The organism is Streptococcus pseudopneumoniae (assembly GCF_001074975.1).
Lineage (GTDB): Bacteria > Bacillota > Bacilli > Lactobacillales > Streptococcaceae > Streptococcus > Streptococcus pseudopneumoniae_D.
In genome coordinates this window covers 1-25,346 of sequence record NZ_JUUO01000049.1, presented here as the reverse complement: position 1 = coordinate 25,346, position 25,346 = coordinate 1, and the positions used below count along the sequence as shown (strand labels likewise).

The window sequence follows — 25,346 nt, the reverse complement described above, 5'->3', positions numbered from 1 at the left end:
TTCCAAGGCATAGTCCTGTGCTAACAAGGCTTGTTCTTCGCGCATACGTAGTTGACTAAACATTTTCCTGTCCTCCTCGGACCAGCTCTTGTAGTCCAGCAGTTGGTCTGCCTGGCTGATGGCTCGCTCGGGTTCTTGGGTAAAGGGTTTGTTCCCAAAAAACTCCAACCACGGTTTGCGAACCTTATCTTTGCTGGTTTCTCTGTATTTTTTTAGTTCTAAGAACGCCATCTTGACCAGATGGTTTTCTTGACCATTATTTGTGATGGTTAAAACCTCACCTGTCGTATCCTCGCGCATGCTAAAACTATGAAAAGCCAGGTCATCTTGGAAGTAATTACTGTCCACAATTGCGATAGCGTAAACGGGTGCGATATGTCTGTAACTCTGGTGTGTATCACCTTCCCGTTGGCGAATTTTTTCTAGATTTTGATTGACCTGACTGCACAGGTAAGCCCACAAACGATTGATGAAAAAATTCTGATGATGAACTTGAATCTCAATAATAACTTGGGTCCCATTGTCCAACTCCGCCAAGACATCTATACTGGTATAGAAATCCTGCGCCGAATAAGGCATGGAAGGCAAGACGTGAATGTTACTTTCCTCCAAAATGGTCACATTTTTTGCTGGTAAGTCCAGCATATCGCGGATAAATTGACAAGTGATTTCTGGATTGCTAAAGATTTTCTTAGCAACCAAGTCATTAGTTGGGCTAATGCCCGGATGTCTTAGAATCACCCTTTTCCTCCTTTTATTATACCACAGTTTTAAATCTAGATTTACTAGATTCTCTGCTACTATCTATTTATTCGGAAAAGAAAGGATAAATGAAATAGAAAATAAGAAACTAGGATAGCGGATAACCACTAAATTTTCAGTCAAATTTTAAGCTCATACATCTCCTCTATTTATCTGGTAATAAATAAGGTCCGCAAGATAGCCTTTTCTCTCTACACCATTGGTAATAGTCTTTAGATAGGACATTCCAGCCTTCTCCATGACACGGCCTGAAGCTGGATTGAGACTGGCATAACGTGCCTTGACTTTTTGAAAACCTACTTGAGTAAAGGAGAAGTCCAAGACAGCTTTCAAGGCCTCAGTCATGATACCATTTCCCCAGTAAGCCTTGCCTAGCACATAGCCAATTTCACAAGAAGAATCGTTCTCATCTATTGCAACTATGCTGATATCTCCAATCACTTGCTCTGGGTTTTCTTTGAGGCAAATGGCCCACTTGTAATAGTTGGGGTTAGTATAGGAGGCAACCCAATTTCGAATCGAGTTCCGAGTGACCTCGACATCAGAATGGGGATCCCAAGTGACGTAGGTTAGATTCTCAGCAGATGAAGCCCAATTTTGAAACATGGCTTCCGCATCACTCTCCACAAATCTTCTCAAGATTAAACGTTCTGTCTGTAACATTTTTGTACCGATTGCTTTCATGATGCTGCCTCGCTTTCTGATAGATGATTCTATGTTCAATCTCCATTGAAACTTATTTCACTTTTGAATTTCAAGCTAATAAGCTAAAAAGGTCCCCCGGACCTTCCTCGCTTACCTTTTTCCATGCTCGGGGTAAAAAGGTCCACCGGACCTTCCTCGCTTACCTTTTTCCATGCTCGGGGTAAAAAGGTCCACCGGACCTTTTTACTCCCAAAAGTCATCAAATACGGTGATGGGGAGGTGGCGTTTGTGTTGGCCTTTGTGCCACCAGTTTTCAATAGTCTCTTGAGCTTCTGGACTGATTGTTTTACCTTCTAGGTAGTCGTCAATCTCTTCATAAGTGACTCCGAGGGCTACTTCGTCAGCTAGGCCTGGTTTGTCTTCTTCTAGGTCTGCTGTTGGGATTTTTTCATAAAGGGCTGGGTCTGCACCAAGTTCCTGCAAGAGTTGTTTTCCTTGGCGTTTATTGAGGCGGTAAAGAGGGAGAATATCCGCACCACCGTCACCAAACTTGGTAAAGAAACCTGTTATATTTTCCGCAGCATGGTCTGTCCCAATAACCGCTCCGCTATGAGCACCCGCAAGGGCATACTGAGCAATCATACGGCAACGAGCCTTGATATTGCCCTTGTTGAAATCTGAAACAGGACTACCTGTCGCTTCAACAGCAGCTGTCATGGCATCTGCGGATTCCTTGATATTCACTACCAAGCTGACATCTGGCTGGATAAAGGCTAGTGCTTTTTGAGCGTCAGCTTCATCAGCTTGCACTCCATATGGCAGGCGGACAGCGATAAATTTGTAGCTGTCATCCCCTGTCTCTGCTCGCAGTTCTTCCATAGCTAATTGGGCCAAACGACCTGCCAAGGTTGAGTCTTGCCCCCCAGAAATCCCTAGTACAAAGGTTTTAAGAAAGGGGTGCTTTTTCAAGTATCTTTTTAAAAAATCAATCGAACGACGAATTTCTTCCTGGGCATCAATCACTGGTTTCACGCCCAGCTCTTGAATAATAGTCTCTTGCAAACTCATTCTTCTTCTCCTTCACCTAGGGCTTCCTTGCGCATTTTATCAATCAAATCCATCTTGTCTTGCCATACATCACGCGCCAAATCCACTGGATAGTGCTGCGGATTGAGCACACGCTTGTACTCATCCCAAAGCTTGTCAAATTCCTTACGAGCATAAGTCTGAATCTCAGTCAAGCTAGGCAGATTATAAATCAATTTTCCGTCTTTGAAGATATCTACCAAGAGAGGAACGGCATCAAAATTACGAATCGTCTTCTTGATGTAGGTATAAGTCGGATGGAACATCTTGATTTCTGTCATACTGGCAACATCTACGCCGTCATAAGTGATGTAGTCACCCTCTGACTTGCCTTTTTCACGACTGGTAATGCGCCACACCTGCTTCTTACCTGGCGTAGACACTTTTTCCGCATTATTTGACAGCTTGATGGTATTGCGCATGTTTCCATTTTCATCTTCGATGGCCACAATCTTGTAAACTGCCCCAAGAGCTGGCTGGTCATAGGCTGTAATCAGCTTGGTTCCCACACCCCAAACGTCAATCTTAGCGTGTTGCATTTTGAGATTAAGGATAGTATTTTCATCTAGATCATTAGAAGCATAAATCTTAGCCTCTGTAAATCCAGCCTCGTCCAGTTGCTGACGGACTTTCTTAGAAATATAGGCAATATCCCCAGAGTCAATCCGCACACCCATAAAGTTAATCTGGTCACCCAACTCACGCGCCACCTGAATAGCAGCTGGTACACCGATGCGAAGAGTGTCATAGGTATCCACAAGAAAGACACAATTTTTATGGGTTGCAGCATAAGCCTTGAAAGCCTCATAGTCGTTACCATAAACCTGAACCAAGGCATGTGCATGAGTCCCCAAGACAGGAATGTTAAAGAGTTTACCAGCACGCACATTGCTAGTTCCATTGGCTCCACCAATCACCGCTGCGCGTGTTCCCCAAATAGCCGCATCCATCTCTTGCGCACGACGTGTCCCAAACTCCATCAAGGGTTCATCTTCGATAACCGAGCGAATACGTGCTGCCTTAGTCGCTATCAAGGTTTGAAAGTTAACGATGTTCAAAAGAGCTGTTTCGACCAATTGACATTGGGCTAGAGGGCCTTCAACTTGCACAATCGGTTCATTAGCAAAGACCAAGTCCCCTTCTTGGGCAGAACGAATGGTCAACTCCAACTTGAAATTGCGAAGATAGTCCAAGAATGCCCCATGATAGCCTAACAACTCCAAATAGGCAATATCACTATCTGAAAAACGCAAATCTTCAAGATAGTTCACAATTCTTTCCAAACCAGCAAAAACCGCATAGCCGTTCTTAAAAGGCTGTTGGCGGAAATAAACCTCAAATACCGCCTTCTTATTGTGAATCCCTTGGTCAAAGTAAACCTGCATCATGTTGATCTGGTACAAGTCCGTGTGCAATGTCAAACTATCATCTGGATACATACTTTTCCTACTTCCTTAGCTAGAAACCCATGAAAATGTTCAAGAACCTTCATGTATTCCAATAAATTAGTACTATTATATCACATTTTAGCTGGATTGAAAAAAGTGTAACAAGCTATTCTCCACTCTCCAGTTCATCCATGTCTTGTTCAAACTTTTTCTGAGCCCATTCGCCATAGCTCTTAAGACCAAGATTGCCAATAAAGACCCAGGGAAGGTAAATGACATAAGTAATTGCCCAAGCAGATAGGTATTTAACGTTCAAAGGATTGTGCTGATAAATTTCTATGTTGAATTGATAATTCTGTAACATCAAAAGAGCCGTAATAGCCAAGGTTAGGAAAAAACAACCCAAAATCGTAAAATGAAAACGACTATAGTAGCTCACTCCGAGATTCCGAGCACGGTTAAAAAAGTAAAAAGTTCCTATGATGATAATGATGAGGAGCATATTAGAATTAAAAAGGCTTGGTGCTAATACTGAAATGATATAAGATAGGAGCGACAAAGCGATACAGATATAGAAACTTTCAGACCCCGCTTTATTGATCAGTTGTTCTTCTCTTTCGTCTAGTAATTGATAATAATAAAATCTATTTTTCATCTTCTTCCTCCCAAAATAGTTGGTCTAGGCTTTTCCCTAAACATCTGCAAATGGACTGGCAGAGCGAAAGACTGGGATTGTATTTCCCCGCTTCTATCAAACCAATAGTCTGGCGCGTCACCCCGACAGCATCTGCTAGTTGACCTTGAGTTAAATCAAGCTCTACCCGAGCTAATTTTAATTTTAAATTTTTAGCCACCTTCGTCCTCCTTATAGTTTTAAAAAGTTGCGCCTCTTTTTAACATTATTATATCATATATCTAACTTGATGCAATATATAAATGTCATTTTGTAATATTTTATTAACAAAAACCCACCAACCTGAGTTGATGAGTCCTAATCTATTTTCTAAATTTCCACTGACTGTAAATCCCAAAACCAATAATCCAGATAGCTGAACCGATTGCTCCTACAAATGTAGACTCTTGTAAAAAGAGGGTTACAAAGACAAAGACAAAGAAGAGCATGGTTAAAGGATTTAAGAAACGATAATGGGGCATGAGATAGCCATCTACCATAAAGTCTGACGACTTGCGGTATTTAAGGTGAGCCACCATAATCAAGATATAAATGGCGATATAAACACCGGATGATGATGCCGTAATCAAGGCAAAGGCATCCGAAACACCTGGCAAGACATTAATAAAGGCTGCTAGGGCAATCAAGATTGCTGAAGCGATGATGGCATTTTGTGGCACATTGTGGCGAGAAAGAGTATCTGCTTTAATTGCTTTGAGGAAGCGATTTGGCGAATCATGGGCAATCTGATACAAATGACGCCCTGTTGAATAAAGGGTTGAGTTAAGAGCAGATGCTGCTGAGGTCAAAACGACGAAGTTAATCAAGGCTGCTGCCCACTTGATTCCAGCCAATTCAAACACCGTTACAAAGGGAGAATCAGCCGATGCAAGTTCACGCCAAGGAATGATAGCCATAATGGCTAATAGGGCACCTCCATAGAAAAAGGCTATACGCAAAGGAATTTCCTTAACGGCTTTTGGTAAGACCTGACGTGGATTTTTGGTTTCTGAAGTCGTCACCCCGATAAACTCAATCATGAGGTAGGCAAAGAATACCATCTGGAAGGCCATGACAAAGTTCACTCCACCATTTGGGAAGAGGGAGAAATTATCAGCAATATTAGCCAAACTTGCTACTCCATGAGGTGTCTTAAAGCCTGTCAAGACCATAAAGACCCCTGTTGCAATCATAGCTAAAATAGCCACAATCTTAACCATAGCAAACCAAAACTCAACTTCTCCAAAGAGCTTCACCGCAATCAGATTAACCAAGGCTAGAATGGTCAAAAATCCAATCTCAATCATCCAACTCGGCCAAGTTGGGAACCAAAATTGAACATAATGTGCGATAGCAGTGATTTCTGCCATACCGATAAAGACAACAGATAACCAGTAAGACCATACTGAGAAATAGCCCCAGCCCTTACCCAAATGGCGCGTGATAAAGTTGATAAAGGTATGTTGCTCAGGGTCTTGGTAGAGCATTTCCCCAACCGCACGCATCATGAGGAACATAAAAGCCCCAGTAATCATATAAATCAGTACAATGGAAGGACCTGTTAGGCTAATAGAGCGACCTGCCCCCAAGAAGAGTCCTGTTCCAATTGTTCCCGCAATGGCCATAACCTGTACATGACGATTGGTCAGACCACGCTCCATCTTATTTTTTTTCTTCTTTGAACTCATATAGTCTCCAATTCAATTTAAAATGGAAAAAGGAGTGAGTGAAGCGCACTGCCTCCCCACTCCTTTTTTCTGTTTTTAGGCTGTTTTTTCAACCTTCAAAATTTTTACATCATAGCTACCAACAGGTGTTTCAATGGTTGCTGTGTCACCTGTTTTCTTGCCAATCAAGGCTTGTCCAATTGGGCTTTCATTTGAAACTTTACCTGCAAAGGCATCCGCACCAGCTGAACCTACGATAATATAAACTTCTTCTTCGTCCTCACCAATTTCTTGGATAGTGACTGTTTTGCCAATCGCTACTTCGTCTTGGGCAACTGAGTCGCTATTGACGATTTCAGCATAGCGGATTTTTGTTTCCAAGCTAGAGATTTGTCCTTCGACAAAAGCTTGTTCATCCTTAGCTGCTTCGTATTCACTGTTTTCAGAAAGGTCACCGTAGGAACGAGCAATCTTAATGCGTTCTACCACTTCTGGACGGCGGACCAATTTCAATTCTTCTAATTCTTTTTCAAGTTTTTCCTTTTCCGCAAGGGTCATAGGATATGTTTTTTCTGCCATTTTTCTCAACTTTCTTCTAATGATATTCTCTAAAGAAAATTATGTGAAGTATCACATAATTTTAGTTTGTTTGGTTTAACTTGCTATTGACATGTTCAGCGACATTACGATCATGTTCTTCTTTATTGCTAGCATAGTAGACCTTACCATCTGTCACATCTGCAACAAAGTAAAGATTTTCACTCTTAGTCTGGTTGATACTTGCCTCAATGGCATCCAAACTTGGACTATCTACCGGACCAGGCATGAGGCCTAGATTTGTATAGACATTGTATGGTGAATTAATCGATGTATCAATTCCAGCATCGTCAGCAAGACTAATCTTCTGACCAAGTTTGCCTTGGGCATACAAGATGGCAATATTGCTTTGAAGTGGCATACCAAGATTCAAGCGATTGTAGAATACACCTGCAATCAACTTACGATCGTCAGTCTTAGCACCTTCTTTTTCGACAAGTGAAGCTATTGTCAACAATTCATTGACCGTCAAATTCTTAGACTTAATAGTACTATAATGAGGTGCCAAAGTTTTATCCATAGCTGCCAACATCTCATCAATCAAGCTTTCAACAGTTGTGCTTTCCTTGATAGAGTAAGTAGCTGGGAAAAGGAAACCTTCCAAACGGTAACGAGCTCCACTTTCCTTTGTAGGCAAGCTTTCAAGTAGACTAGGATATTTGGCAACTTCTTGACTGATAAAGCTATCATCTTGAACTTTTGCTAGGAAAGCATCCGCTGTCAAAGGCTCTTTGAAGTCACCTTGCAATTGACCTACCGCTTGTGCCATTTGATCAATCGTATAACCTTCTGGAATTGTTAAATTCGCAAGCGCAGGTTCTTGAGCTTCAGCTGTTCCACCTTTTTGCAATTCATGGATGATATCTTCTGTACTCATACTCTTTTGCAAATTATAGTAACCTGATTTCAAATCAGCATAATTTTTGTACTTAGCATACAAGCCAAAAACTAAACCGTGTTTAATCAAGCCGGCATCTTCAAGTGTCTTACCGATTTCTTGAACATTAGCCCCTTCTGGGATTTGCACCGTTACATATTGCTTAGAATCAGCATCAACAGGCTGTAAAGATGACTGAACATACTGATAACCGAAGTAACCACCTGCCGAAATCAAGGCAAGGAAAATCAGTAGAGAAATGAAGAAGGCCTTGAAGCCAGATTTTTTCTTCTTAGTAGGTTGAACTGTATCACGACGGCTACGACGTGGAGTTGCAGGCATTTCTTCTACAGCTTTCTTTTCCACTACTGGTTTTGAAGTAGGAACTTCTCTTTTTACCTCTCTCTGACCTTCTGTCTTATAAGAAACAGCTACCCTCGTTGGGATTTCATTAAATTCCTTTTCTACTTTTCTAGGACTAATAGGTCCTGGAGTTGGTCTTGATACTCCCTCCGCTGATGGAGCAGAAGGTCCTTCTTGACTCGGATGACTAGAAGCAAGTGGAGCTTGTCTTACAGCCTCTTCTGCGGGAGAAGAAGGCACATCTTGACTTGGATGACTTGGAACACCAGGAGTTTCTCTTTGAATCTCATCTGCTGGAGAAGCTGGTACATCTTGACTTGGGTGAGTAGGCACGGTAGGAGCTTTTCTCATAATCTCCTCTACAGCTGATAGAGAATCTTCCATTAGCTCTTCTATCGACTGGTCATTTTTAGAAGAAAATTGGGGTTTTATTGAAGCTAAATCAACTTCTTCCTGATCTTCTTCATGTTTTTTAACTCGTTCTAAATCTCGTAAAATCTGCTCTTTAAAGCTTAATTTTTCTTCTTCTCTTGACTTTTCACTCAAAAGTTTTTCCTCCTCGTTGACAATCCATAATATTATATCTTAAAAGTCTAGGAAAAGCAACCTATGATGCCTTGTCTTGCCTATTTTTTAGCTTCCCAGACCATATCATACCAAGTTTCCCCTGCAAAGGTTGACTGGGATAAGCCTTCGTTGACAAATCCGTGTTTTTCATAGTAGGCGATGAGATAGTCATGACAGGTTAGGTTAATGCCTTCTCTCTCATCTTCAAGAGCAACTTCTTTCAAAGCTGTTAGCAATTTCTTACCCAGTCCGAGGCCCTGTGCCTCCTTGGCAATAGACAGACATGTCACAGAGATATATCCACCAGGCTCATGACTATAGTCTTTTATTTCTTCTGTAAAAGACTGGTCTTGCAGATGGCGGTGGGGGCCAACTGGCCCTTCTATATAACCCATGATTCTACCTTCTTTTTCTGCAACCAGAAAAGAGGTCTGAATTTCTCGCAAATGCGCCTCAAAAACAGTGCGAGGAATAGCTTCTTCTACCGAGAAATTCTCTAGTTCAATCTCGACAATCCGATCCAAATCTTCTAATCTTGCTTGTCTGATTTTCATTGTACCTCCAGATAAAAGGGATTAAACCAAATCATACTAAAACCCTGGCTAGTTGCATAAAGGGAAGTTTCTTCATCAATAAAACCGTTCATTTCAAAGTATGAAAGCAACTCATCAGGACTCTTCAAACGAATCCCCTTGTAATCCAGCTCAACTGCCACCTCTTTCAAGGCTGCAAGAAGAAGTGTTCCCAAGCCCTGTCTCTGATGGTCAGACTCAATGACTAAAGAATGTACTTTTAGACATTGCGGATTGTCTGACTGGGGACTTGATAGAATATAGCCTAAAAGTTGATTTTCATCCCTAGCTAGAAGAAAGGTATCCGCACACTTACGGATACTTTCTTCTAAGATATGGGAAGTCAGCTGCTTTTCAGCTGGAAAAGACGGGGGCTGAAGTGCCTCTATCTCAGGCAAATCAGACTTACTTGCCTGAATGATCTTAATTGGAATTTCCATAAGAATATCCTACTGAACATTGCTTGTCAAGTTAGACAAGAGACGCTCAAATGAGTATTCATAGGTTTGGATATCTCCTGCTCCCATAAAGACATAGACAGCATTGTCATGGTCAAGGAGTGGTGAAACATTTTCAACAGTGATCACTTGGTGTTTTTTGTTGATTTTTTGGGCTAGGTCTTCTACCTTAACGTCACCATGGTCTACTTCACGAGCTGACCCATAAATTTGCGCTAGGTAAACAGCATCCGCTTGGTTCAAAGCATGAGCAAATTCGTCCAACAAGGCAATGGTTCTTGTAAAGGTATGCGGTTGGAAGACTGCTACAATTTCCTTGCTTGGGTATTTCTGACGAGCCGCATCCAAGGTCGCAATAATTTCTGTTGGATGGTGGGCAAAGTCATCGATAATCACTGTGTCATTGACAATTTTCTCAGTGAAACGACGCTTAACACCGGCAAATGTTTTCAAGTGCTCACGCACCAAGTTCAAATCAAATCCTGCTGTGTAAAGCAATCCGATAACGGCTGTCGCATTCATGATATTGTGACGACCAAAGGTTGGGATGTGGAATTGCCCCAAGTCTTGACCACGGAAGTGAACGGTGAAGGTTGAACCAGTTGTTGAACGAAGAAGCTCACTAGCTACAAAATCATTGCCTTCTGCTTCAAAACCATAATAATAAATTGGTGCATCAGACGTAATTTTACGCAATTCTGCATCTTCACCATAGACAAAAAGACCCTTGGTAATTTGTTTGGCATAGTCATTAAAGGCATTGAAAACATCCTCTAGACTTGTGAAATAGTCTGGATGATCAAAGTCAATGTTGGTGATAATAGAGTATTCTGGGTGGTAAGGCATGAAGTGACGCTCATATTCGTCAGATTCAAAGACAAAATATTTGGCATTGGCCGAACCACGACCTGTCCCATCCCCAATCAAGAAGCTAGTGTCTGTGATGTGAGACAAGACATGAGACAACATACCTGTCGTTGAAGTTTTTCCATGCGCTCCTGCTACTCCCATGCTAACAAAGTCACTCATAAAGCTACCAAGGAACTCATGATAACGTTTGTAGCTGATACCATTTTGATCCGCATAAGCAATTTCGACGTTGTTATCTGGACGAAAGGCATTTCCAGCGATAATTTCCATATCACCGCCTAGGTTCTTTTCATCAAAAGGAAGAATAGTAATTCCTGCCTGCTCAAGACCGCGTTGGGTAAAGTAGTACTTTTCAACATCTGATCCCTGTACCTTATGCCCCATTTGGTGCAACATCAAGGCCAAGGCACTCATCCCTGATCCTTTAATTCCGATAAAATGATATGTCTTTGGCATGTTTTCTCCCCTATTCTGTAATTCTGGTCAGATTCAACTCTTGGGCAACCCGACGTTCTTGTTCTGTTTGTTTACTTTTTTTATTGTAGATTTGGCTCTTCTTTAGAAAATCATAGTTGTTTTTCTTTGGAGCAGGTGCTGACACTTCTTCATTCCTGGTAGGGATAGAATGAACTTCTTCCGCCAAGATATAATGAGACTGGGTCAATTTTTGGCTATATTTGACAAATTCACCAGGGTTTTCCTTTTGGAAAGGCGCTGTCGGTTGATTGCCCTGTCTAAGAAGGCCTGATTTAGAATGACGTCTCGCACGGCTGAAATCCTGAGTTAGATAGTTAGCAGAGCGTTTCTTTTTCAAGTCTGCACGCGCTTCTTCACGCGCCACCTCCGCATAGCTCTTTCCTTCTTTTTTTACCCCTAAAGGAGCTTTTTTAGGTTTCTCGACTTGCTTTTCAATCGGTTTTACTGGCACCTCTTCAGTAATAGGAGCCCATTCTAAATAATTTTTATCTCGATACTCACCCTTGATATTACTGATCAGATCAGACTCATCGTACAAGTTCATGACTGGCATTTCAGTCAGCATGACCTCGTCATCTGACACCAATGGAAATCGTTCTTGTTTCATTTTCTATTTCCTTTCAACACTTCATTATAGCGTATTGTCTTGATTTTTCAAGTGCTGGCTTCAGAAATTCCCAAAATTTCTCTAATTTCTGCTAGGGTCAGACTGCCACGTGACTCTGTGCCGTCCAATACTTGTGACACCAGATGTTTCTTCTGTTCTTGGAGTTCCTGAATTTTTTCTTCAATGGTTCCCTTGGTCACCAAGCGATAAACCTCAACCGTTTCTTCCTGACCCATCCGATGGGCACGGCCAATAGCTTGCGCTTCCACCGCAGGATTCCACCAAAGGTCAACCAAGATAACCGTATCAGCACCTGTCAGGTTAAGACCGACACCACCAGCCTTGAGGGAAATCAGAAAGGCATCTCTTTCCCCTTGGTTAAAGGCCTTGGTCATGTCTTGTCTTTCCTTGGCTGGGGTTGAACCTGTAATTTTAAAGGATGTCAAGCCCAAGTCTGGCAGTTCTTGTTCAATTTTCTCTAACATTCCCTTGAACTGCGAGAAAATCAAGACACGGTGTCCGCCGTCTGCCACCTGGACCAGCAGGTCTCGAAGACTATCCAGTTTGCCACTGGCGCCCTGATAATCCTCCATAAAGAGGGAAGGAGTGTCACAGATTTGACGCAAGCGCATCAGACCAGACAAGATTTCCACCCGACTTCGCTGAAATTCCTGATCTGAAACTTGAGCCAAACGTTCTCGCATCTGTTGCAACTGGGCTAGATAAATAGCCTTTTGCTGGTCTTCCAGTTCATTCTTATAAACTACTTCGATCAAGTCTGGCAATTCGGTCAGAACTTCTTCTTTCTTGCGCCGCATCACGAAAGGTTTGATAAACTGAGCCACGCGCTCAGCTGGCAATTTCGTAAATTCTTTCTTGCTTGGCAAAAGTCCTGGCATGACGATTTGGAAAATAGACCACAGCTCACCTAGATGGTTTTCAATAGGAGTCCCTGACAGGGCAAAAACTGACGGCACCACAAACTGTCTCAAGGTCTGAGCAATCTTGGTCTGGGCGTTCTTCATTACCTGAGCCTCATCTAAGAAAAGGAAGTCAAAGGCCATCCCCTGATAAAGATCACTGTCCTGACGGAAGGTAGCATAACTAGTCACATAGATTTGATGGCTCTCGACAAGAATCTCTTCTCGACCAGATTTCAAACCATGAACAACAGCCACATCCAACTGTGGAGCAAATTTCTGAAATTCATCTGCCCAGTTGTAGATTAAACCTGACGGTGCTAAAATCAAAACTCGACTTTCTTTTGTCACTTGACTGGTCAAAAAAGCAATAGTCTGCAGGGTTTTACCAAGTCCCATATCATCAGCCAAAATTCCACCAAAACCATAATGATGGAGCATTTGCAGCCAGCCGATTCCCTTTTCCTGATAATCTCGTAAATCAGCCTGAACCTGAGTTGCCTGTCGAGGAAAATCCTCTGGATGCGTCAAATCCTGGGCCAGATTCTGGAATTCTTGTGAAAAAGAAACACGGTCACGCCCTTCAAAGAGATGAGCTAAACTGTAGGCCAAGGATTTTCGAGCCTGCAAAGCCCCATCTTTTAATTCAAGCTGCCCCAGTTCCTGTAGATTTTGGCGAATTTTCTTAGTTTCTTCATCAAAAAAGTAAACTTGATTGGACGAGTCAATGTAAAAATCCTTGTTGGCAACCAAGGCCTGCATGGCTTGGTCAATTTCCTCTTGGGCAATATCTTGAAAATCAAACTGGATTTCCAAGAGGCCTCCCTTGGAAGCAATCTGCACTTGAGGGCTTGCTAGGCTATAGAGTTCTTCTAACTTGTCTGATAGGTCAACATTCCCGAGTTTTTCAAATACTGGAATGATTTCGTGGAAGAAATGATAAACAGACTCCGCTTTTAGGGCCTGACGCCAAGATTGAAAGTCTGCTTCAAAACCTGCAACCAAACAGACTTGGAAAACTCTTTCTTCTAAATCAGCATCACTCGAAAATGGTAATTCTTCTAGCTCTTGTCTGCTAGATACCTGTCTATTTCCATAATCAAATTGAATTTCTAAACGAATCCGATTATCCTCTTCCCTATCAAAGTAAAAAGAGGGCGCAAAAGTTTTGATTTGTAAGCGTTCTGGAGCTGAAACGGTCCCCATTTGGCTAAAAAGAGTTAAACAAGAAGCTAACTTATCTCGATCACTACTATCAAATTGTAGATACTTCTTTCCATGCTGATCCAAAGGCAGTGCTTTGATTTCCTGGAGAAGACGCGTCTGCTGATCTGTTAGAAAATAAACCTGTCCTTTATGAAACAGCACAGCTCCCTGATAAAAGGCATTGACCCGTGGACTCTCGCTGATTTCCATTTCAAAATAATCCGAGTATTCTGTTACTGTAAAGGCAAATAAATTAGCATCAGCATGCATATCCTGAAAAAAGAAAACCTGATAGCTATCCACTTGGTGGTCAAATTGAAAATGGGACAAGGTCATCAGTAAATTCACACCCTGCTCAAAAAAGGTCAGAGGGAAAAAGAGGTGCCGACCTTGATTTTGGAAAAAGAGGTCTGGAGCCTGTCCTTCCTCCATCAGTCCTCGCAAGAAAGTCAGAAGCTCTTGGCTGGCCTCATCAAAGGATTCCCAAGACAAGGACTCCTCATAGACCTTGCCAATCATATACGACTTTCTCTGCTCGACAACTTTTAAAAAGAGTGGGATATCCCGAATGACATAGTATTTTTGACTATTGATTTGCCCGATTCTCAAGGTCCACAAGATATGATTGGTTCCTGCTTCCACCTGCCCCACAGCCGATAATTCATATGCTCGGTCTGGGCTTGGAGACAAGATTCGATCTAAAAATTTGCCACCCAAGGTCACCTTGGTTTCAACGGCTTCTTTTTCCTCATGACCTTCTTCCAGACTCTGCAAGATTTCCTGACCACGCTCATCATTTTTAAGAAAATGCTCCAACGCTGCCAAATGCACACAGTAGCCCCTCTTTTGGAAAAAATCGCAAGCACAAAAAACCAAATCATCCTCTAAACTATAGCGCAGTTCTTCTTCTGCAACGCGAGCGTAGAGCCGATTATTCTTTTCCTTGATGATGTCAACTTTACCAGTTTCATAAAGGGCAACGCCTTCGATACGGATTTTCCCCGGAATCAATTTAGCCATATTTTTACCTGTACCTTATCTTTTCATTATACCATATTCCCTACGAAAATAGCCTCCTAGGAAGACTTTTCTCCTAGAAGGCTGGATTTTTAAAGTTTAGCAAAAGTTGTCACAATCCGCTGACAAACTTCTTGCAGCAGAGATTTAGGCATAGCTACATTGAGGCGGGCATGGAGACTTCCTTCCTCCCCAAAATCCAAACCACGGTTGAGGATAACCTTAGCTTCATTTCTCAACAGCTCTTGCAATCTTTCATCAGTCAGATCATAGGCTGAAAAATCAAGCCAAATCAAGTAGGTTCCTTGCGGCTTCATAACCTTGATTTTAGTCTCTTTTCCAAATAAATCTACCACATAATTGATATGGTCTTCAAAGACTTGCTTGAGTTCCTCTAACCAATCTTTACCGTATCGATAGGCAGCTTCTGTCGCCAAATAACCCAAGCCTGAAATTTCATGCTGGTTATTGGCCAACTGGCGTTTCTGGTAAGCCAGTCTCAACTTAGGATTTTCAATGACTGCATAGGAATTTTTTGTCCCAGCAATATTAAATGTTTTAGTGGCACTACTCAAGACGATAGCCAATTCTTTAAAGTCAGGATTGATGGTATTGAAGGAATGGTGCTTATGACCAAAGAGGGCCAAATCTTGGTGAATTTCATCTGAAACTAGCAAAACACCGTGTTTTTGGCAGAGTTGACCAATCTTCTCCAAGACTTCTTTTTCCCACACACGTCCACCAGGATTGTGAGGATTGCATAGGATATAAAGTTTAACATTCTCTTCCACCAAATCCTTCTCCAGTTGATCAAAGTCAATCTCAAACAGACCATCCTTTTCCACCAAAGAATTAGTAATCAATCTACGATTATTCAACTTGACACTGCGAGCAAAAGGTGGATAGACAGGTGTGTTAATCAGAACCGCTTCGCCTTCTTTTGTAAAGGCTTGAATAGCTGTTGAGATGGCTGGTACCACACCCTCGATGAAGACAAGGGCCTCTTTATCAAAGTGGTAACCGTGTTGTGTAGCTTCCCACTTTTGAACTTCCTTGATTAACTCTTCACTGGCATAAGTATAACCATAAACCAGTTGATCAGCGTAAGTTTGCACGGCTTGGCGGATTTCAGGCAAGACTACAAAGTCCATATCCGCTATCCAAGCTGGCAAGACTTCACTATCCGTTTCTGCCTCTTTCCATTTATAGGTATGGTGCCCTAAACGATTGGGCAGGCTTGTAAAATCATATTTTCCCATCTTTGTCTTATCCTTCCAAGGCTTGGCGCAAATCTGCAATCAAATCTCTAGCATCCTCAATACCAATAGACAAGCGCAAGAGGTCATCTGTCAAACCATAAGAATGGCGCACTTCTGCTGGAATATCAGCATGAGTTTGCGTCGTTGGATAAGTAATGAGACTTTCTACCCCACCCAAACTTTCCGCAAAAGAGAAGACCTTGAGGCTGTTCAAAATGTGAGGAATGCGTGTTTCATCCGCTACTTTAAAGGAAATCATCCCCCCTCGACCAGTGTAGAGAACTTCCTTGACTGCTGGAGAATCCTTCAAAAAGGCGACCACTTCTTGAGCATTGGCTGTTGAGCGCTCCATACGAAGAGACAAGGTCTTGAGACCACGAATCAATTGATAACTGTCAAATGGAGACAAGACTGCCCCTGTCGTATTGAGATTGTAGAAAAGCTTCTCGTATAGTTCCAAACTATTGGTCACAACCACACCAGCCAAGACATCATTGTGACCTGCTAGATATTTGGTTGCTGAATGAAGAACGATATCCGCTCCATCTTCAATCGGGCGTTGGTAGATAGGGCTGTAGAAGGTATTGTCCACCACCACTTTGGCACCCTTAGCATGAGCCAATTTTGCTAGTTTTTCTATGTCAAATTCCAACATCAAGGGGTTGGTTGGGGTTTCGATATAGAGAACATCCACATCATTTTCCAGCTCAGCAATCAACTCTTCTTCTGTATTGGCATAGGTAAAATGGAAACGGCCTTCCTGCTCCACTTGATTGAACCAGCGGAAAGAACCTCCATAAAGGTCACGGACCGCCAAGACCTTACTTCCTACCGGAAAGACGCTAAAGGCCAGTACAATAGCTGACATACCTGAGCTAGTCGCTAGAGCATAGTCTGCTGACTCAATAGCCGCCAAGACTTCTTCCGCCTTACTGCGAGTTGGGTTTTTAGTGCGCGTATAGTCAAACCCAGTAGATTGACCAAACTCTGGATGCTGATAGGTCGTTGAAAAATGAAGCGGTGTCACCAAAGCTCCTGTCGCTTCATCTGACTTGATACCCGCCTGGGCCAAAATTGTGTTAATGTGTAATTCCTTGCTCATACAATTCCTCCAAATCTATAGTAACTATTGTACCACTTATTTTCATCAACTCATTTTCTTCTTTTCAAGAGCTAGTTATAGTTTCAAACTATATAAAAAACGACAGCTTCTTTCGAAACCATCGTTTTTCTGGAAAAATCCTTATTTGACGTGTTTTGCTAATTCTTCTTGAGCTTTTTTATTAGATTCTTCTTTTTCTTTTAGCCATTTTTCTTTGGCTTTTTCATATTCGTCTTTTGTGACTGTCTTATCTTGTACTTTGAGGTATTTATATGATTCAATACCTTTATTACCAGCTAATGAATATGGTTCTGAGAAAGGAACAGTTTTTCTCAATACTGGTGTTCCACCCTTAGAAACATTTGGAATTGCTAAAGCGCTATCTACCAACCATGCTTGGATCTCAGCATACTTTTCATAGCGTTTTACAAGATCTTGTTCCTTATTAGCTTCCTCCAACATTTGAGTGTAGACATCCAATCCAACAGCCTTGGCCTTGTCATTGGCTTCACCTGGCTCTAAACCTAGATTTTGCAACAAACCACCAGAATTAATGTTTAAGACATCAAGGTAGGTTGAAGGATCTTGATAATCAGGACCCCAACCACCGTTGTAAAGATCATAATCCTTCTGAGCTGCGGTCTGAGCCAAATAGCTTGTATTGTCATAATCTTCAGTAGTGAGTTGTTGAATATCAATTACAACGTTCTCTGCACCTAAGGCTGCTTCAATAGATTGCTTCATAGAATTTGCCTCTTGAACACCCTTTTTAGCAGCTTGGTCAACTGTCATATCCAAGTGGATAGGGAATTGGACTCCTTTTGTTTGGAGTTCTTTCTTAGCTTCTGCAAATTTAGCCTTGGCTTTTTCTGGATTGTAGTATGGATCCTGGGCATCTGCAAAGTTGATTCCTTGCCATTCCTTGCCATAATTCACCATCTTAGAAGCCACTACTTCACCAAAGTCTTTTCCATTGATACTTACGAAGTTTGGAGGAACGACTAGGTTACGTAAAATCTTAGTTGCACCATCCTCTCCTTGAGATTGAGCCCCGTAAGCTGTACGATCATAGGCAAAGTTAATAGCTTGACGGAAGTTTTTATTAAGAACCGCTTCCTGAGTCGATTTCTTTTCAGCATCACTTGTTTTTGAAGTGAATTTATAAGATTTTCTATCCAGGTTAAAGTTTAAGAAGTAAGAAGTAGCATCTTGCAAGCTATAGATGATATTATCCTTATTCTTCTCTTTAATCCCTTCAAAACTTGAACTATTTGGATAGAGACGAGCGTAACTATAGGCTCCCTCTACATAGTTACGAGCCAGTGCATCTTGGTCACTACCATCATAATAGGCCAATTTCACATCATCTACAAAGACATTTTTAGCATCCCAGTAGTTAGGATTTTTCTTGAATTCGATGACAGATTTTGAAACAAAGGATTTCATCAAGAAAGGTCCATTGTACAAAATGCTAGATGGGTCTACCTTACCAAAATCATCCCCTTTTGATTTCAAGAAATCTGCATTGACTGGGAAGAGAATAGTTGATGTTGTTTTTGAGTTCCAGTAAGATTCTGGTCGTGTCAAGGTATATTGAACTGTCTGGTCATCGAGAGCCTTAACTCCGACAGTTGAAAAGTCTGTTGTTTTACCAGTGATATAGTCATCTAAACCAGCAACGGATTCTTGCACTAAGTACAAGGCTTCTGATTTTTTATCAGCCGCATATTTCAAACCAGTGACAAAATCTTGGGCAGTTACAGGTGCGTATTCTTCCCCATCTGCAGTGTACCATTTAGCATCTTTACGTAGTTTGTAGGTATAGGTCAAACCATCTTGAGAAACACTCCAATCCTCTGCCAAGGATGGGATATAGTTCCCATACTGGTCATTTTCCATTAGACCATCTACTAAATTAACCACGATATCATTGGTTGTTGCACGGTTTTCTGCTAGATAGTTCAAACTTGATGGATCACTTACGTAAACATAGTTATATGTTTTTGACCCTGTGCTAGAATTTCCACACGCGCTCAATAAAATACCTGCACTTAACACGACACCTGCAAGTGCTGCATACTTGGCTTTAGACTTTTTCATCTCCAGAACCTCCTGATTTAAATATTTGTCTTATTATACAACTTGAGTTTTATTTAGTCAATAGTTTTTTAAGTAAAAATTAAGAAAAATTAAATTACTATCTACAAACTTTAGTTATTATTCTACAAATTAATAAAAAAGAGAATAATCCAAGCATTTCATGGTAGAAATGTTCAAATTATCCCTTTTATTTATAAATGTTTTTTAAGTTAACTTTAATTTGATTCGTAAGCGATCTGCTTGGGCTTTTCCAATCACCTTATCCAACAAATGGGTACGGAGACTCAAGAATCCATAAACACCGCCACCCATGGCACCAACAAGGGCTACGTATAGGAAACTCCACAAACGTCCACTTGGTTGGAAGACAAATCCTAAAATCCACTGCAATGTCCCAACTACTAGAAACATGAAAAGAGTTAACAAACTGATTAAAATGATTCGCTTCACAATCACCTTGCGCTTAACACCTGTTACCTTACAAATATCCCGATACATCAAGACATTAGGAATGATGAGACCGATAGTTGTGGAAATCAAAGGACCATAACTGTGGAAAAGAGCAATAGTTGGAATTTGCAATACCAACTTGGCAATCGAACCATAGATAAAGTAGAGAACGGCCTTTCGGTTGCGGAACATGGCCTGAAGCATTGGTGACAAAACCATGTACAGGCCTAAAATAGTAGACTGCAAAACTGCAAAGACAAACAAGCCCATGGCCAAACTATCTGGTTTGCCATAGAAGACTGTATAAAGAGGTTCTCCTACCATGACTACTCCAACCGTTGCTGGTAGCAAGAATAGGAAAAACATAGTGATGCTGTCCTGAACTAGACGAGAAGCCGCCTTCAAGTCCCCCTTAACATAGTTTTCAGTCAAAAGCGGCAAGCCGACGCTCCCAATTGAAACTCCAACAGAAATCAAAATCATAGTGATTTTATTAGGATTGGCTGAGAAATAAGAAAACATGACAATTAAGTCTTCATTACTATAGTTGGTAAACCACTTCATGCTATTGATAAAGGTATTTTGGTCCAAGATTTGGAAAAGCTGAATAGCCGAACCAGTCAAGATAAAAGGAATGGCTTCCTTAATGGTGTCGACCAAAAGACGCTTGCTGTTAATCTTATCCCCTGTTTCAAGGACTCTTTTAAGTAAACCTTCTTTGGCAAGGAAATAGATCAAAACTGCAAAACTGGCTACCATGCCGACAAAGGCAGCAAAGGTAGACTGGGTAACTGCTGATAGATAATCTTTTGAACCCAGCTTCATGATGATAAAGGTAGCCAAGAGCATCCAGATAACACGAATGACCTGTTCAGCAATTTGACTCATGGCATAAGGTTTCAGGTTATTCATTCCTTGGAAGAAACCTCGGATAACACTCATAGATGGGAAAATCAAGACCGCCCAAGCCAAGCTTTGCATGATTGGGATCAGGTCTTTGCCCACGCCAGATAAGTCTGCTAGCCAAGGAGCAAAGACATACAAGATTAGGGCAAAAACGAGGCCTAGTCCTGTCATAAAGCCTAAAAAGCTCCGAATCAGGGCAAAGCTATGCTCCTCTTCTCGCATGGTATTGTACTTGGCCACTTGCTTGGCCACCGCAACTGGAATTCCCGCTGTTGAAACCAGCAAGAACCAGGCATAGATATTGTAGCCCATGGTAAAGAGACCATTGGCTGTAGCTGCATAAGATCCCATCCAGATATACCAGGGGATGATGTAAATAGCCCCGAGTAGGCGACTGATAAAATTACTAGCCGTTAGCCAAGCAGTCCCCCGTAACATCTGGGCCTGCTGGTGATTGTTTTCGTGCGACATAGATTCCTCATTCAATTTTGATAACTAGGAAAAAGCTCCTTATCTTCCATTATAAACTTTTCCTTGTTACTTGTAAATTTACGACTTTCGGTTTACAATAGAAAGTATGATAAAGATTGAAACCGTATTAGATATATTAAAGAAAGATGGTCTCTTCCGCGAGATTATCGACCAAGGACATTATCACTACAACTACAGCCATGTCGTATTTGACACCATCTGCTATGACAGTCGTAAGGCCAAAGAAAAGAGCCTCTTTTTCGTCAAGGGTGCTGCCTTTAAGAAGGAATTTCTTCTTTCAGCTATCTCTCAAGGTCTCGATTGGTATGTGGCTGAAAAGGACTATGAGGTTGGTATTCCTGCTATCATCGTTAGTGATATCAAGAAAGCCATGAGTTTGATTGCTATGGAATTTTATGGGAATCCACAGAAAAAACTTAAACTCCTTGCCTTTACTGGTACTAAGGGTAAGACAACAGCAGCCTACTTCGCCTATAACATTTTATCTCAAAGTCACCGACCTGCAATGTTGTCGACCATGAACACAACTCTAGATGGTAAAACTTTCTTTAAATCAGCGTTGACAACCCCTGAGAGTATTGACCTCTTTGATATGATGCATCAAGCTGTGCAAAATGACCGCACCCACCTCATCATGGAAGTCTCCAGTCAAGCCTATCTGGTCAAACGTGTCTATGGTCTAACCTTTGATGTGGGAGTTTTCCTCAATATCAGCCCAGACCATATCGGCCCGATTGAACACCCTAGCTTTGAGGACTACTTCTACCACAAGCGTCTCTTGATGGAAAATAGCCGAGCAGTCATCGTTAACAGTGACATGGACCACTTTTCTGTCTTGAAAGACCAAGTGGCAGATCAAGACCATGATTTCTATGGTAGTCAGTCGAGCAACCAAATTGAGAATTCCAAAGCCTTTAGTTTTTCAGCTATGGGTAAACTCGCTGGAGACTATGATATCCAACTGATTGGTCACTTCAACCAAGAAAATGCCGTTGCTGCTGGACTTGCTTGCCTCCGTCTCGGAGCTAGTCTTGAGGACATCAAAAAAGGTATCGCTGCAACCCGTGTTCCTGGTCGTATGGAAGTCCTCACCCAGAAAAATGGAGCCAAGGTCTTCATCGACTATGCCCACAACGGTGATAGTCTCAAAAAACTCATCAATGTTGTTGAAACTCATCAAACTGGAAAGATTGCTCTGGTTCTCGGTTCTACAGGAAACAAGGGAGAAAGCCGTCGTAAGGACTTTGGCCTCCTCCTCAATCAACACCCTGAGATCCAAGTCTTTCTGACTGCTGATGACCCCAACTATGAAGACCCAATGGCCATTGCAGATGAAATTAGTAGCTATATCCATCATCCTGTTGAAAAAATTGCGGATCGTGAGCAAGCCATCAAGGCTGCTATGGCTATTACGAGCCAAGCTGAAGATGCAGTTATTATTGCTGGTAAGGGAGCAGATTGCTACCAAATCGTCCAAGGCAAGAAAGAAGCCTATCCAGGAGATGCAGCCGTCGCAGAAAATTATTTGTAAGGATCGTAAAAAAATCAAGGGAAACGAAACCCTTGATTTTTTCTATTTTTATTTAAAAGCGTTTTTCAAACCTTCAACGGCACCTTCTACAGCACCTTTAGCATCTTCAACTACTTCTTTTGCCTTAGCAACTGTCTTTTCTACAGCGCCTTCTGCTTCAGTCTTGCTATCCCCAGTAACCTTACCAAATCCTTCTTTGATAGCGCCTGTTGCTTGTTCCAATTTGTTTTCAAGTGACATATGATTGTCTCCTTTAGTTTATTCCGATATGTGTTACCGGTTACATATAGTTTATACCGAATACTAAGGAAAGTCAAACAATGTGCTCAGAAACAAGAAATCAGACCAAGTAGAAAGTTAATCTTTCCTTATCAAAATCAACAGTCAACTCATACTTTCCATCTTCATTTTGGACAATATAACCTAGAACAACCAAACTATCCACAAAAATATCACGACGTTTCTGCATCAGCTGGTCTTTTTTGAGAAATTTTAGCAAAAAAGTCGTCATATATTTGAGAGCATATTCAGGATTAACATCTCCCAAAATGGCATAGAGCTCCTGCTGTTTTTCTGTCAAAGGATACTGATGTTTGACCTTGTAGAAATAATTGGACAGGGTCATTTTTGTTCGCGCAAAGTCCGTCTGTTCAACTAAAATAGCTGCATTGGTTTGATTACGCAATTCCGTCTCAAAACTCTGCTCTAACAAAGCTTGATAGACCGGACTATCTTCTTTAACAAAAATCTCTTGATCCAGTTCGAGACTATCGAGTGATTCAAGTGTAGGAATATTAAGGTAATAGCGCTTATTTTCCCGACGAATCAAACCTGCCTTTATATACTCTTCCATGAGTTTATCAACTGCAACATCTGGAAATTGAGCCTTAATTTCCCGTAGAATCACATCATCATGCTGGTCCAGATAGCGGATTAATTCTCCAAAAAATGGCTGTCTCGTCAAACGAGATGGATTAAAAATCTGAATCATGAAGATTCCTTTCTTTACATTCTAACAGAGGCGATGCTGCCAACTGACTGGGATTGGTCCCAGCTTGGTTCAGAGGAACAGGCAGACCTAGTTCTCTATAATATTCTCTCCAAAAATCACTAATCTCCTGCTCCCTGTCTCCAAATTTCATGGGAATAGTTTCAAAAATGGGGAGAATTTCTGCCATATACTGGGAACAGTAGAAACCAGCTCCATCTGGATAGAAAGAAGCATTGTAGGGAGCTCCAAGATGTTTGCAAGCTCTTTCTTTCACAGATTAGATATCCATTTCTGGGTAGACATAAATGTCGTACAAATGATTTGGCTCAAAGAAGTCTACAGGTTCCTGACAGATAACACCAGCTTGTCCACTAGCATGGTAAATCATCCCATCCAGATAAATGGCAACATGGTTATAGTTACCTGTGGAAGTCTGGATGGCCTGTCCCATATCTGACTCATCTCTCACAAAAATCAAATCGCCATTTTCTAACATACTTCACTCCTAGAAAAAAAGGAGCCGAAACTCCTTTCGATATAAGGCAAACTAGCCTTTCCAATTTTGAACTGAGACTTAAAATCTTAAGCATTAAAGCTTTCAGTCAATTGAGGTACCACTTGTTTCTTACGTGAAACGGCACCAGCAAGGAAAGCATGGTTGTTTTCAAGTTTGAAGTTGAAAGCCGCTTCAACCTTGTCCATGTTAGCACCAAGTGCTAGGATTTCTGAGTTTGAGTTGACGATATCTGTAATCATCAAGACAAAGTCAGAATAACCATTTGCTGTGTTGGCAGCTTGCATTGCAGCTTCGATTTCTGCTTGGCGTTCCAATACTTCAGCGATATCGACTGTATTGACTTGAGCCACACGGACATTATTTCCGTTGAGTTCAAAAGTCTTAGCATCGATGTCAATCAATTCTTCAGCAGATTTGCTAGCCAAGTTGGTACCAGCTTTCAACATAGCCAAACCATATTCTTCCAAGTTCACACCAGCCAACTCAGCTAATTCTGGAGCAATAACTTTATCTGTTGAATGTGTTGTTGGTGATTTCAAAAGAAGGGTATCTGAAATCAAACCTGAAAGCATCAAACCTGCAATCTCTTTAGGCACAGCTACACCATGTTCTTTGAACATACGGTAAACGATTGAAGATGCTGATCCAACTGGCTCCAAACGCATGTAGAGTGGGCTTGCAGTTTCAAAGTTAGCCACACGGTGGTGGTCTACAACACCATAAACTTCTACTTCAGCGATATCTGATACAGATTGTTGGAATTCATTGTGGTCAGTCAAGATAACTTGCTCTGCGCCTTCTGCTTTAGCAGAAGTGATAACACGCGGTGCTTCCACACCAAAATAGTTCAAGACAAAGGCTGTTTCTTCATTTGGAGTTCCAAGGGCAACAGCTTCCGTATCCAAACTGTAAGCTTCTTTTGCAAGGTAGGCAAAGGCTACAGATGACCCGATGGCATCTGAGTCTGGATTTTGGTGACCAAATACTAGAATCTTAGACATGATAATACCTCATTTTATTTATTCTCTTTATTGTAGCATTTTTTTCGCTTTTTGACAAAAGTAAGAGGAGTCAAAGGGCTCCTCACGATTCTTCAAAATAACTGATACTCTTCGAAAATCTCTTCAAACCACGTCAGCTTCGCCTTGGATTATATATGTGACTGACTTCGTCAGTTCTATCCACAACCTCAAAACAGTGTTTTGAGCTGACTTCGTCAGTCTTATCTACAACCTCAAAGCAGTGC

22 protein-coding genes and 1 pseudogene are annotated in these 25,346 nt (G+C 41.5%); 1 reads left to right on the top strand and 22 read right to left on the bottom strand.

The features are described 5' to 3' along the window. The 18 genes from ADI86_RS02375 to ADI86_RS02290 all read right to left on the bottom strand — a co-directional run. On the bottom strand, positions 1–741 hold a 741-nt coding region (locus tag ADI86_RS02375), incomplete at its 3' end, for a PD-(D/E)XK nuclease family transposase (RefSeq protein WP_049531644.1). A 153-nt stretch (positions 742–894) separates the two neighbouring features. Further along, complete coding sequence (locus ADI86_RS02370) at positions 895–1,446, bottom strand: GNAT family N-acetyltransferase (RefSeq protein ID WP_049531643.1); 552 nt, start codon at positions 1,444–1,446, stop codon at positions 895–897. Positions 1,447–1,650: 204 nt separating this feature from the next. Then, positions 1,651–2,475 carry an ammonia-dependent NAD(+) synthetase gene (gene nadE / locus ADI86_RS02365; RefSeq protein ID WP_049531641.1) on the bottom strand — a complete coding sequence of 275 codons (825 nt, stop codon included), beginning with the start codon at positions 2,473–2,475 and terminating at the stop codon, positions 1,651–1,653. Beyond that, positions 2,472–3,932 (bottom strand): nicotinate phosphoribosyltransferase, encoded by a 1,461-nt coding sequence (locus ADI86_RS02360; protein WP_049531639.1) that lies wholly within the window; start codon positions 3,930–3,932, stop codon positions 2,472–2,474. Before ADI86_RS02360 ends, nadE begins: the two co-directional genes overlap by 4 nt. 115 nt (positions 3,933–4,047) lie before the next feature. After that, positions 4,048–4,536 carry a DUF6773 family protein gene (locus ADI86_RS02355; protein ID WP_049531637.1) on the bottom strand — a complete coding sequence of 163 codons (489 nt, stop codon included), beginning with the start codon at positions 4,534–4,536 and terminating at the stop codon, positions 4,048–4,050. Further along, entirely contained in the window at positions 4,526–4,735 is a 210-nt protein-coding gene (locus ADI86_RS02350) for a helix-turn-helix transcriptional regulator (RefSeq protein WP_049531635.1), read from the bottom strand. The genes ADI86_RS02355 and ADI86_RS02350 overlap by 11 nt, the downstream gene beginning before the upstream one ends. A 142-nt stretch (positions 4,736–4,877) precedes the next feature. Further along, entirely contained in the window at positions 4,878–6,242 is a 1,365-nt protein-coding gene (locus ADI86_RS02345) for an amino acid permease (protein WP_049531634.1), read from the bottom strand. A gap of 75 nt (positions 6,243–6,317) precedes the next feature. Continuing rightward, positions 6,318–6,800 (bottom strand): transcription elongation factor GreA, encoded by a 483-nt coding sequence (greA, locus tag ADI86_RS02340; protein ID WP_000818750.1) that lies wholly within the window; start codon positions 6,798–6,800, stop codon positions 6,318–6,320. Between the two features lie 61 nt (positions 6,801–6,861). Then, positions 6,862–8,604, bottom strand: a complete 1,743-nt coding sequence (mltG, locus tag ADI86_RS02335) for an endolytic transglycosylase MltG (RefSeq protein WP_049531633.1) — start codon at positions 8,602–8,604, stop codon at positions 6,862–6,864. 80 nt (positions 8,605–8,684) lie between these two features. Then, positions 8,685–9,179: a GNAT family N-acetyltransferase gene (locus tag ADI86_RS02330; protein ID WP_049531632.1), complete on the bottom strand. Its 495-nt coding sequence runs from the start codon at positions 9,177–9,179 to the stop codon at positions 8,685–8,687. Further along, positions 9,176–9,637, bottom strand: a complete 462-nt coding sequence (locus ADI86_RS02325; RefSeq protein ID WP_049531631.1) for a GNAT family N-acetyltransferase — start codon at positions 9,635–9,637, stop codon at positions 9,176–9,178. The genes ADI86_RS02330 and ADI86_RS02325 overlap by 4 nt, the downstream gene beginning before the upstream one ends. Positions 9,638–9,646: 9 nt before the next feature. Continuing rightward, positions 9,647–10,981, bottom strand: a complete 1,335-nt coding sequence (gene murC / locus ADI86_RS02320; protein ID WP_049531630.1) for a UDP-N-acetylmuramate--L-alanine ligase — start codon at positions 10,979–10,981, stop codon at positions 9,647–9,649. A 10-nt stretch (positions 10,982–10,991) separates the two neighbouring features. Next, positions 10,992–11,609 (bottom strand): hypothetical protein, encoded by a 618-nt coding sequence (locus ADI86_RS02315; RefSeq protein ID WP_049531629.1) that lies wholly within the window; start codon positions 11,607–11,609, stop codon positions 10,992–10,994. Between the two features lie 47 nt (positions 11,610–11,656). After that, positions 11,657–14,755, bottom strand: coding sequence for a DEAD/DEAH box helicase (locus ADI86_RS02310; protein ID WP_049531628.1), 3,099 nt, complete (start codon positions 14,753–14,755; stop codon positions 11,657–11,659). A gap of 89 nt (positions 14,756–14,844) precedes the next feature. Next, the gene (locus tag ADI86_RS02305) at positions 14,845–16,011 is read right to left on the bottom strand and encodes a MalY/PatB family protein (protein WP_049531627.1); all 1,167 of its coding nucleotides are present in this window, start codon (positions 16,009–16,011) and stop codon (positions 14,845–14,847) included. Between the two features lie 7 nt (positions 16,012–16,018). Continuing rightward, a complete protein-coding gene (locus tag ADI86_RS02300) occupies positions 16,019–17,113 on the bottom strand; it encodes a cystathionine gamma-synthase (RefSeq protein WP_049531626.1) in 1,095 nt (364 codons plus the stop codon). Between the two features lie 141 nt (positions 17,114–17,254). Continuing rightward, complete coding sequence (locus ADI86_RS02295; RefSeq protein WP_049531623.1) at positions 17,255–19,213, bottom strand: peptide ABC transporter substrate-binding protein; 1,959 nt, start codon at positions 19,211–19,213, stop codon at positions 17,255–17,257. 204 nt (positions 19,214–19,417) lie between these two features. Continuing rightward, on the bottom strand, positions 19,418–21,040 hold the full coding sequence (locus tag ADI86_RS02290; RefSeq protein ID WP_049531622.1) for a putative polysaccharide biosynthesis protein: 1,623 nt from the start codon (positions 21,038–21,040) through the stop codon (positions 19,418–19,420). Positions 21,041–21,146: 106 nt separating this feature from the next. Here ADI86_RS02290 and ADI86_RS02285 point away from each other — a divergent pair, with 106 nt between their 5' ends. Further along, positions 21,147–22,592 (top strand): UDP-N-acetylmuramoyl-L-alanyl-D-glutamate--L-lysine ligase, encoded by a 1,446-nt coding sequence (locus ADI86_RS02285; RefSeq protein WP_049531620.1) that lies wholly within the window; start codon positions 21,147–21,149, stop codon positions 22,590–22,592. A 48-nt stretch (positions 22,593–22,640) separates the two neighbouring features. Here the strand turns inward: ADI86_RS02285 and ADI86_RS02280 are convergent, their stop codons facing one another. The 4 genes and pseudogenes from ADI86_RS02280 to ADI86_RS02265 all read right to left on the bottom strand — a co-directional run bounded on the left by ADI86_RS02280 (position 22,641) and on the right by ADI86_RS02265 (position 25,101). Next, positions 22,641–22,832 (bottom strand): CsbD family protein, encoded by a 192-nt coding sequence (locus ADI86_RS02280; RefSeq protein ID WP_000051184.1) that lies wholly within the window; start codon positions 22,830–22,832, stop codon positions 22,641–22,643. Positions 22,833–22,932: 100 nt separating this feature from the next. Then, a complete protein-coding gene (locus ADI86_RS02275) occupies positions 22,933–23,583 on the bottom strand; it encodes a DUF1803 domain-containing protein (RefSeq protein ID WP_049531618.1) in 651 nt (216 codons plus the stop codon). Further along, positions 23,567–24,079, bottom strand: a pseudogene (locus ADI86_RS02270) (YiiX/YebB-like N1pC/P60 family cysteine hydrolase). The gene ADI86_RS02275 and the pseudogene ADI86_RS02270 overlap by 17 nt, the downstream one beginning before the upstream one ends. 86 nt (positions 24,080–24,165) lie before the next feature. Beyond that, positions 24,166–25,101, bottom strand: a complete 936-nt coding sequence (locus ADI86_RS02265) for a manganese-dependent inorganic pyrophosphatase (RefSeq protein WP_049531617.1) — start codon at positions 25,099–25,101, stop codon at positions 24,166–24,168. Between the last annotated feature and the right edge of the window lie 245 nt (positions 25,102–25,346).

What these genes read in the sequence shown, in the direction of transcription:
- ADI86_RS02370 (WP_049531643.1), bottom strand. Translation starts at nt 1,446, where the DNA reads ATGAAAGCAATCGGTACAAAAATGTTACAGACAGAACGTTTAATCTTG.
- nadE (WP_049531641.1), bottom strand. Translation starts at nt 2,475, where the DNA reads ATGAGTTTGCAAGAGACTATTATTCAAGAGCTGGGCGTGAAACCAGTG.
- ADI86_RS02360 (WP_049531639.1), bottom strand. Translation starts at nt 3,932, where the DNA reads ATGTATCCAGATGATAGTTTGACATTGCACACGGACTTGTACCAGATC.
- ADI86_RS02355 (WP_049531637.1), bottom strand. Translation starts at nt 4,536, where the DNA reads ATGAAAAATAGATTTTATTATTATCAATTACTAGACGAAAGAGAAGAA.
- ADI86_RS02345 (WP_049531634.1), bottom strand. Translation starts at nt 6,242, where the DNA reads ATGAGTTCAAAGAAGAAAAAAAATAAGATGGAGCGTGGTCTGACCAAT.
- greA (WP_000818750.1), bottom strand. Translation starts at nt 6,800, where the DNA reads ATGGCAGAAAAAACATATCCTATGACCCTTGCGGAAAAGGAAAAACTT.
- ADI86_RS02330 (WP_049531632.1), bottom strand. Translation starts at nt 9,179, where the DNA reads ATGAAAATCAGACAAGCAAGATTAGAAGATTTGGATCGGATTGTCGAG.
- ADI86_RS02325 (WP_049531631.1), bottom strand. Translation starts at nt 9,637, where the DNA reads ATGGAAATTCCAATTAAGATCATTCAGGCAAGTAAGTCTGATTTGCCT.
- murC (WP_049531630.1), bottom strand. Translation starts at nt 10,981, where the DNA reads ATGCCAAAGACATATCATTTTATCGGAATTAAAGGATCAGGGATGAGT.
- ADI86_RS02315 (WP_049531629.1), bottom strand. Translation starts at nt 11,609, where the DNA reads ATGAAACAAGAACGATTTCCATTGGTGTCAGATGACGAGGTCATGCTG.
- ADI86_RS02310 (WP_049531628.1), bottom strand. Translation starts at nt 14,755, where the DNA reads ATGGCTAAATTGATTCCGGGGAAAATCCGTATCGAAGGCGTTGCCCTT.
- ADI86_RS02305 (WP_049531627.1), bottom strand. Translation starts at nt 16,011, where the DNA reads ATGGGAAAATATGATTTTACAAGCCTGCCCAATCGTTTAGGGCACCAT.
- ADI86_RS02300 (WP_049531626.1), bottom strand. Translation starts at nt 17,113, where the DNA reads ATGAGCAAGGAATTACACATTAACACAATTTTGGCCCAGGCGGGTATC.
- ADI86_RS02295 (WP_049531623.1), bottom strand. Translation starts at nt 19,213, where the DNA reads ATGAAAAAGTCTAAAGCCAAGTATGCAGCACTTGCAGGTGTCGTGTTA.
- ADI86_RS02290 (WP_049531622.1), bottom strand. Translation starts at nt 21,040, where the DNA reads ATGTCGCACGAAAACAATCACCAGCAGGCCCAGATGTTACGGGGGACT.
- ADI86_RS02285 (WP_049531620.1), top strand. Translation starts at nt 21,147, where the DNA reads ATGATAAAGATTGAAACCGTATTAGATATATTAAAGAAAGATGGTCTC.
- ADI86_RS02280 (WP_000051184.1), bottom strand. Translation starts at nt 22,832, where the DNA reads ATGTCACTTGAAAACAAATTGGAACAAGCAACAGGCGCTATCAAAGAA.
- ADI86_RS02275 (WP_049531618.1), bottom strand. Translation starts at nt 23,583, where the DNA reads ATGATTCAGATTTTTAATCCATCTCGTTTGACGAGACAGCCATTTTTT.
- ADI86_RS02265 (WP_049531617.1), bottom strand. Translation starts at nt 25,101, where the DNA reads ATGTCTAAGATTCTAGTATTTGGTCACCAAAATCCAGACTCAGATGCC.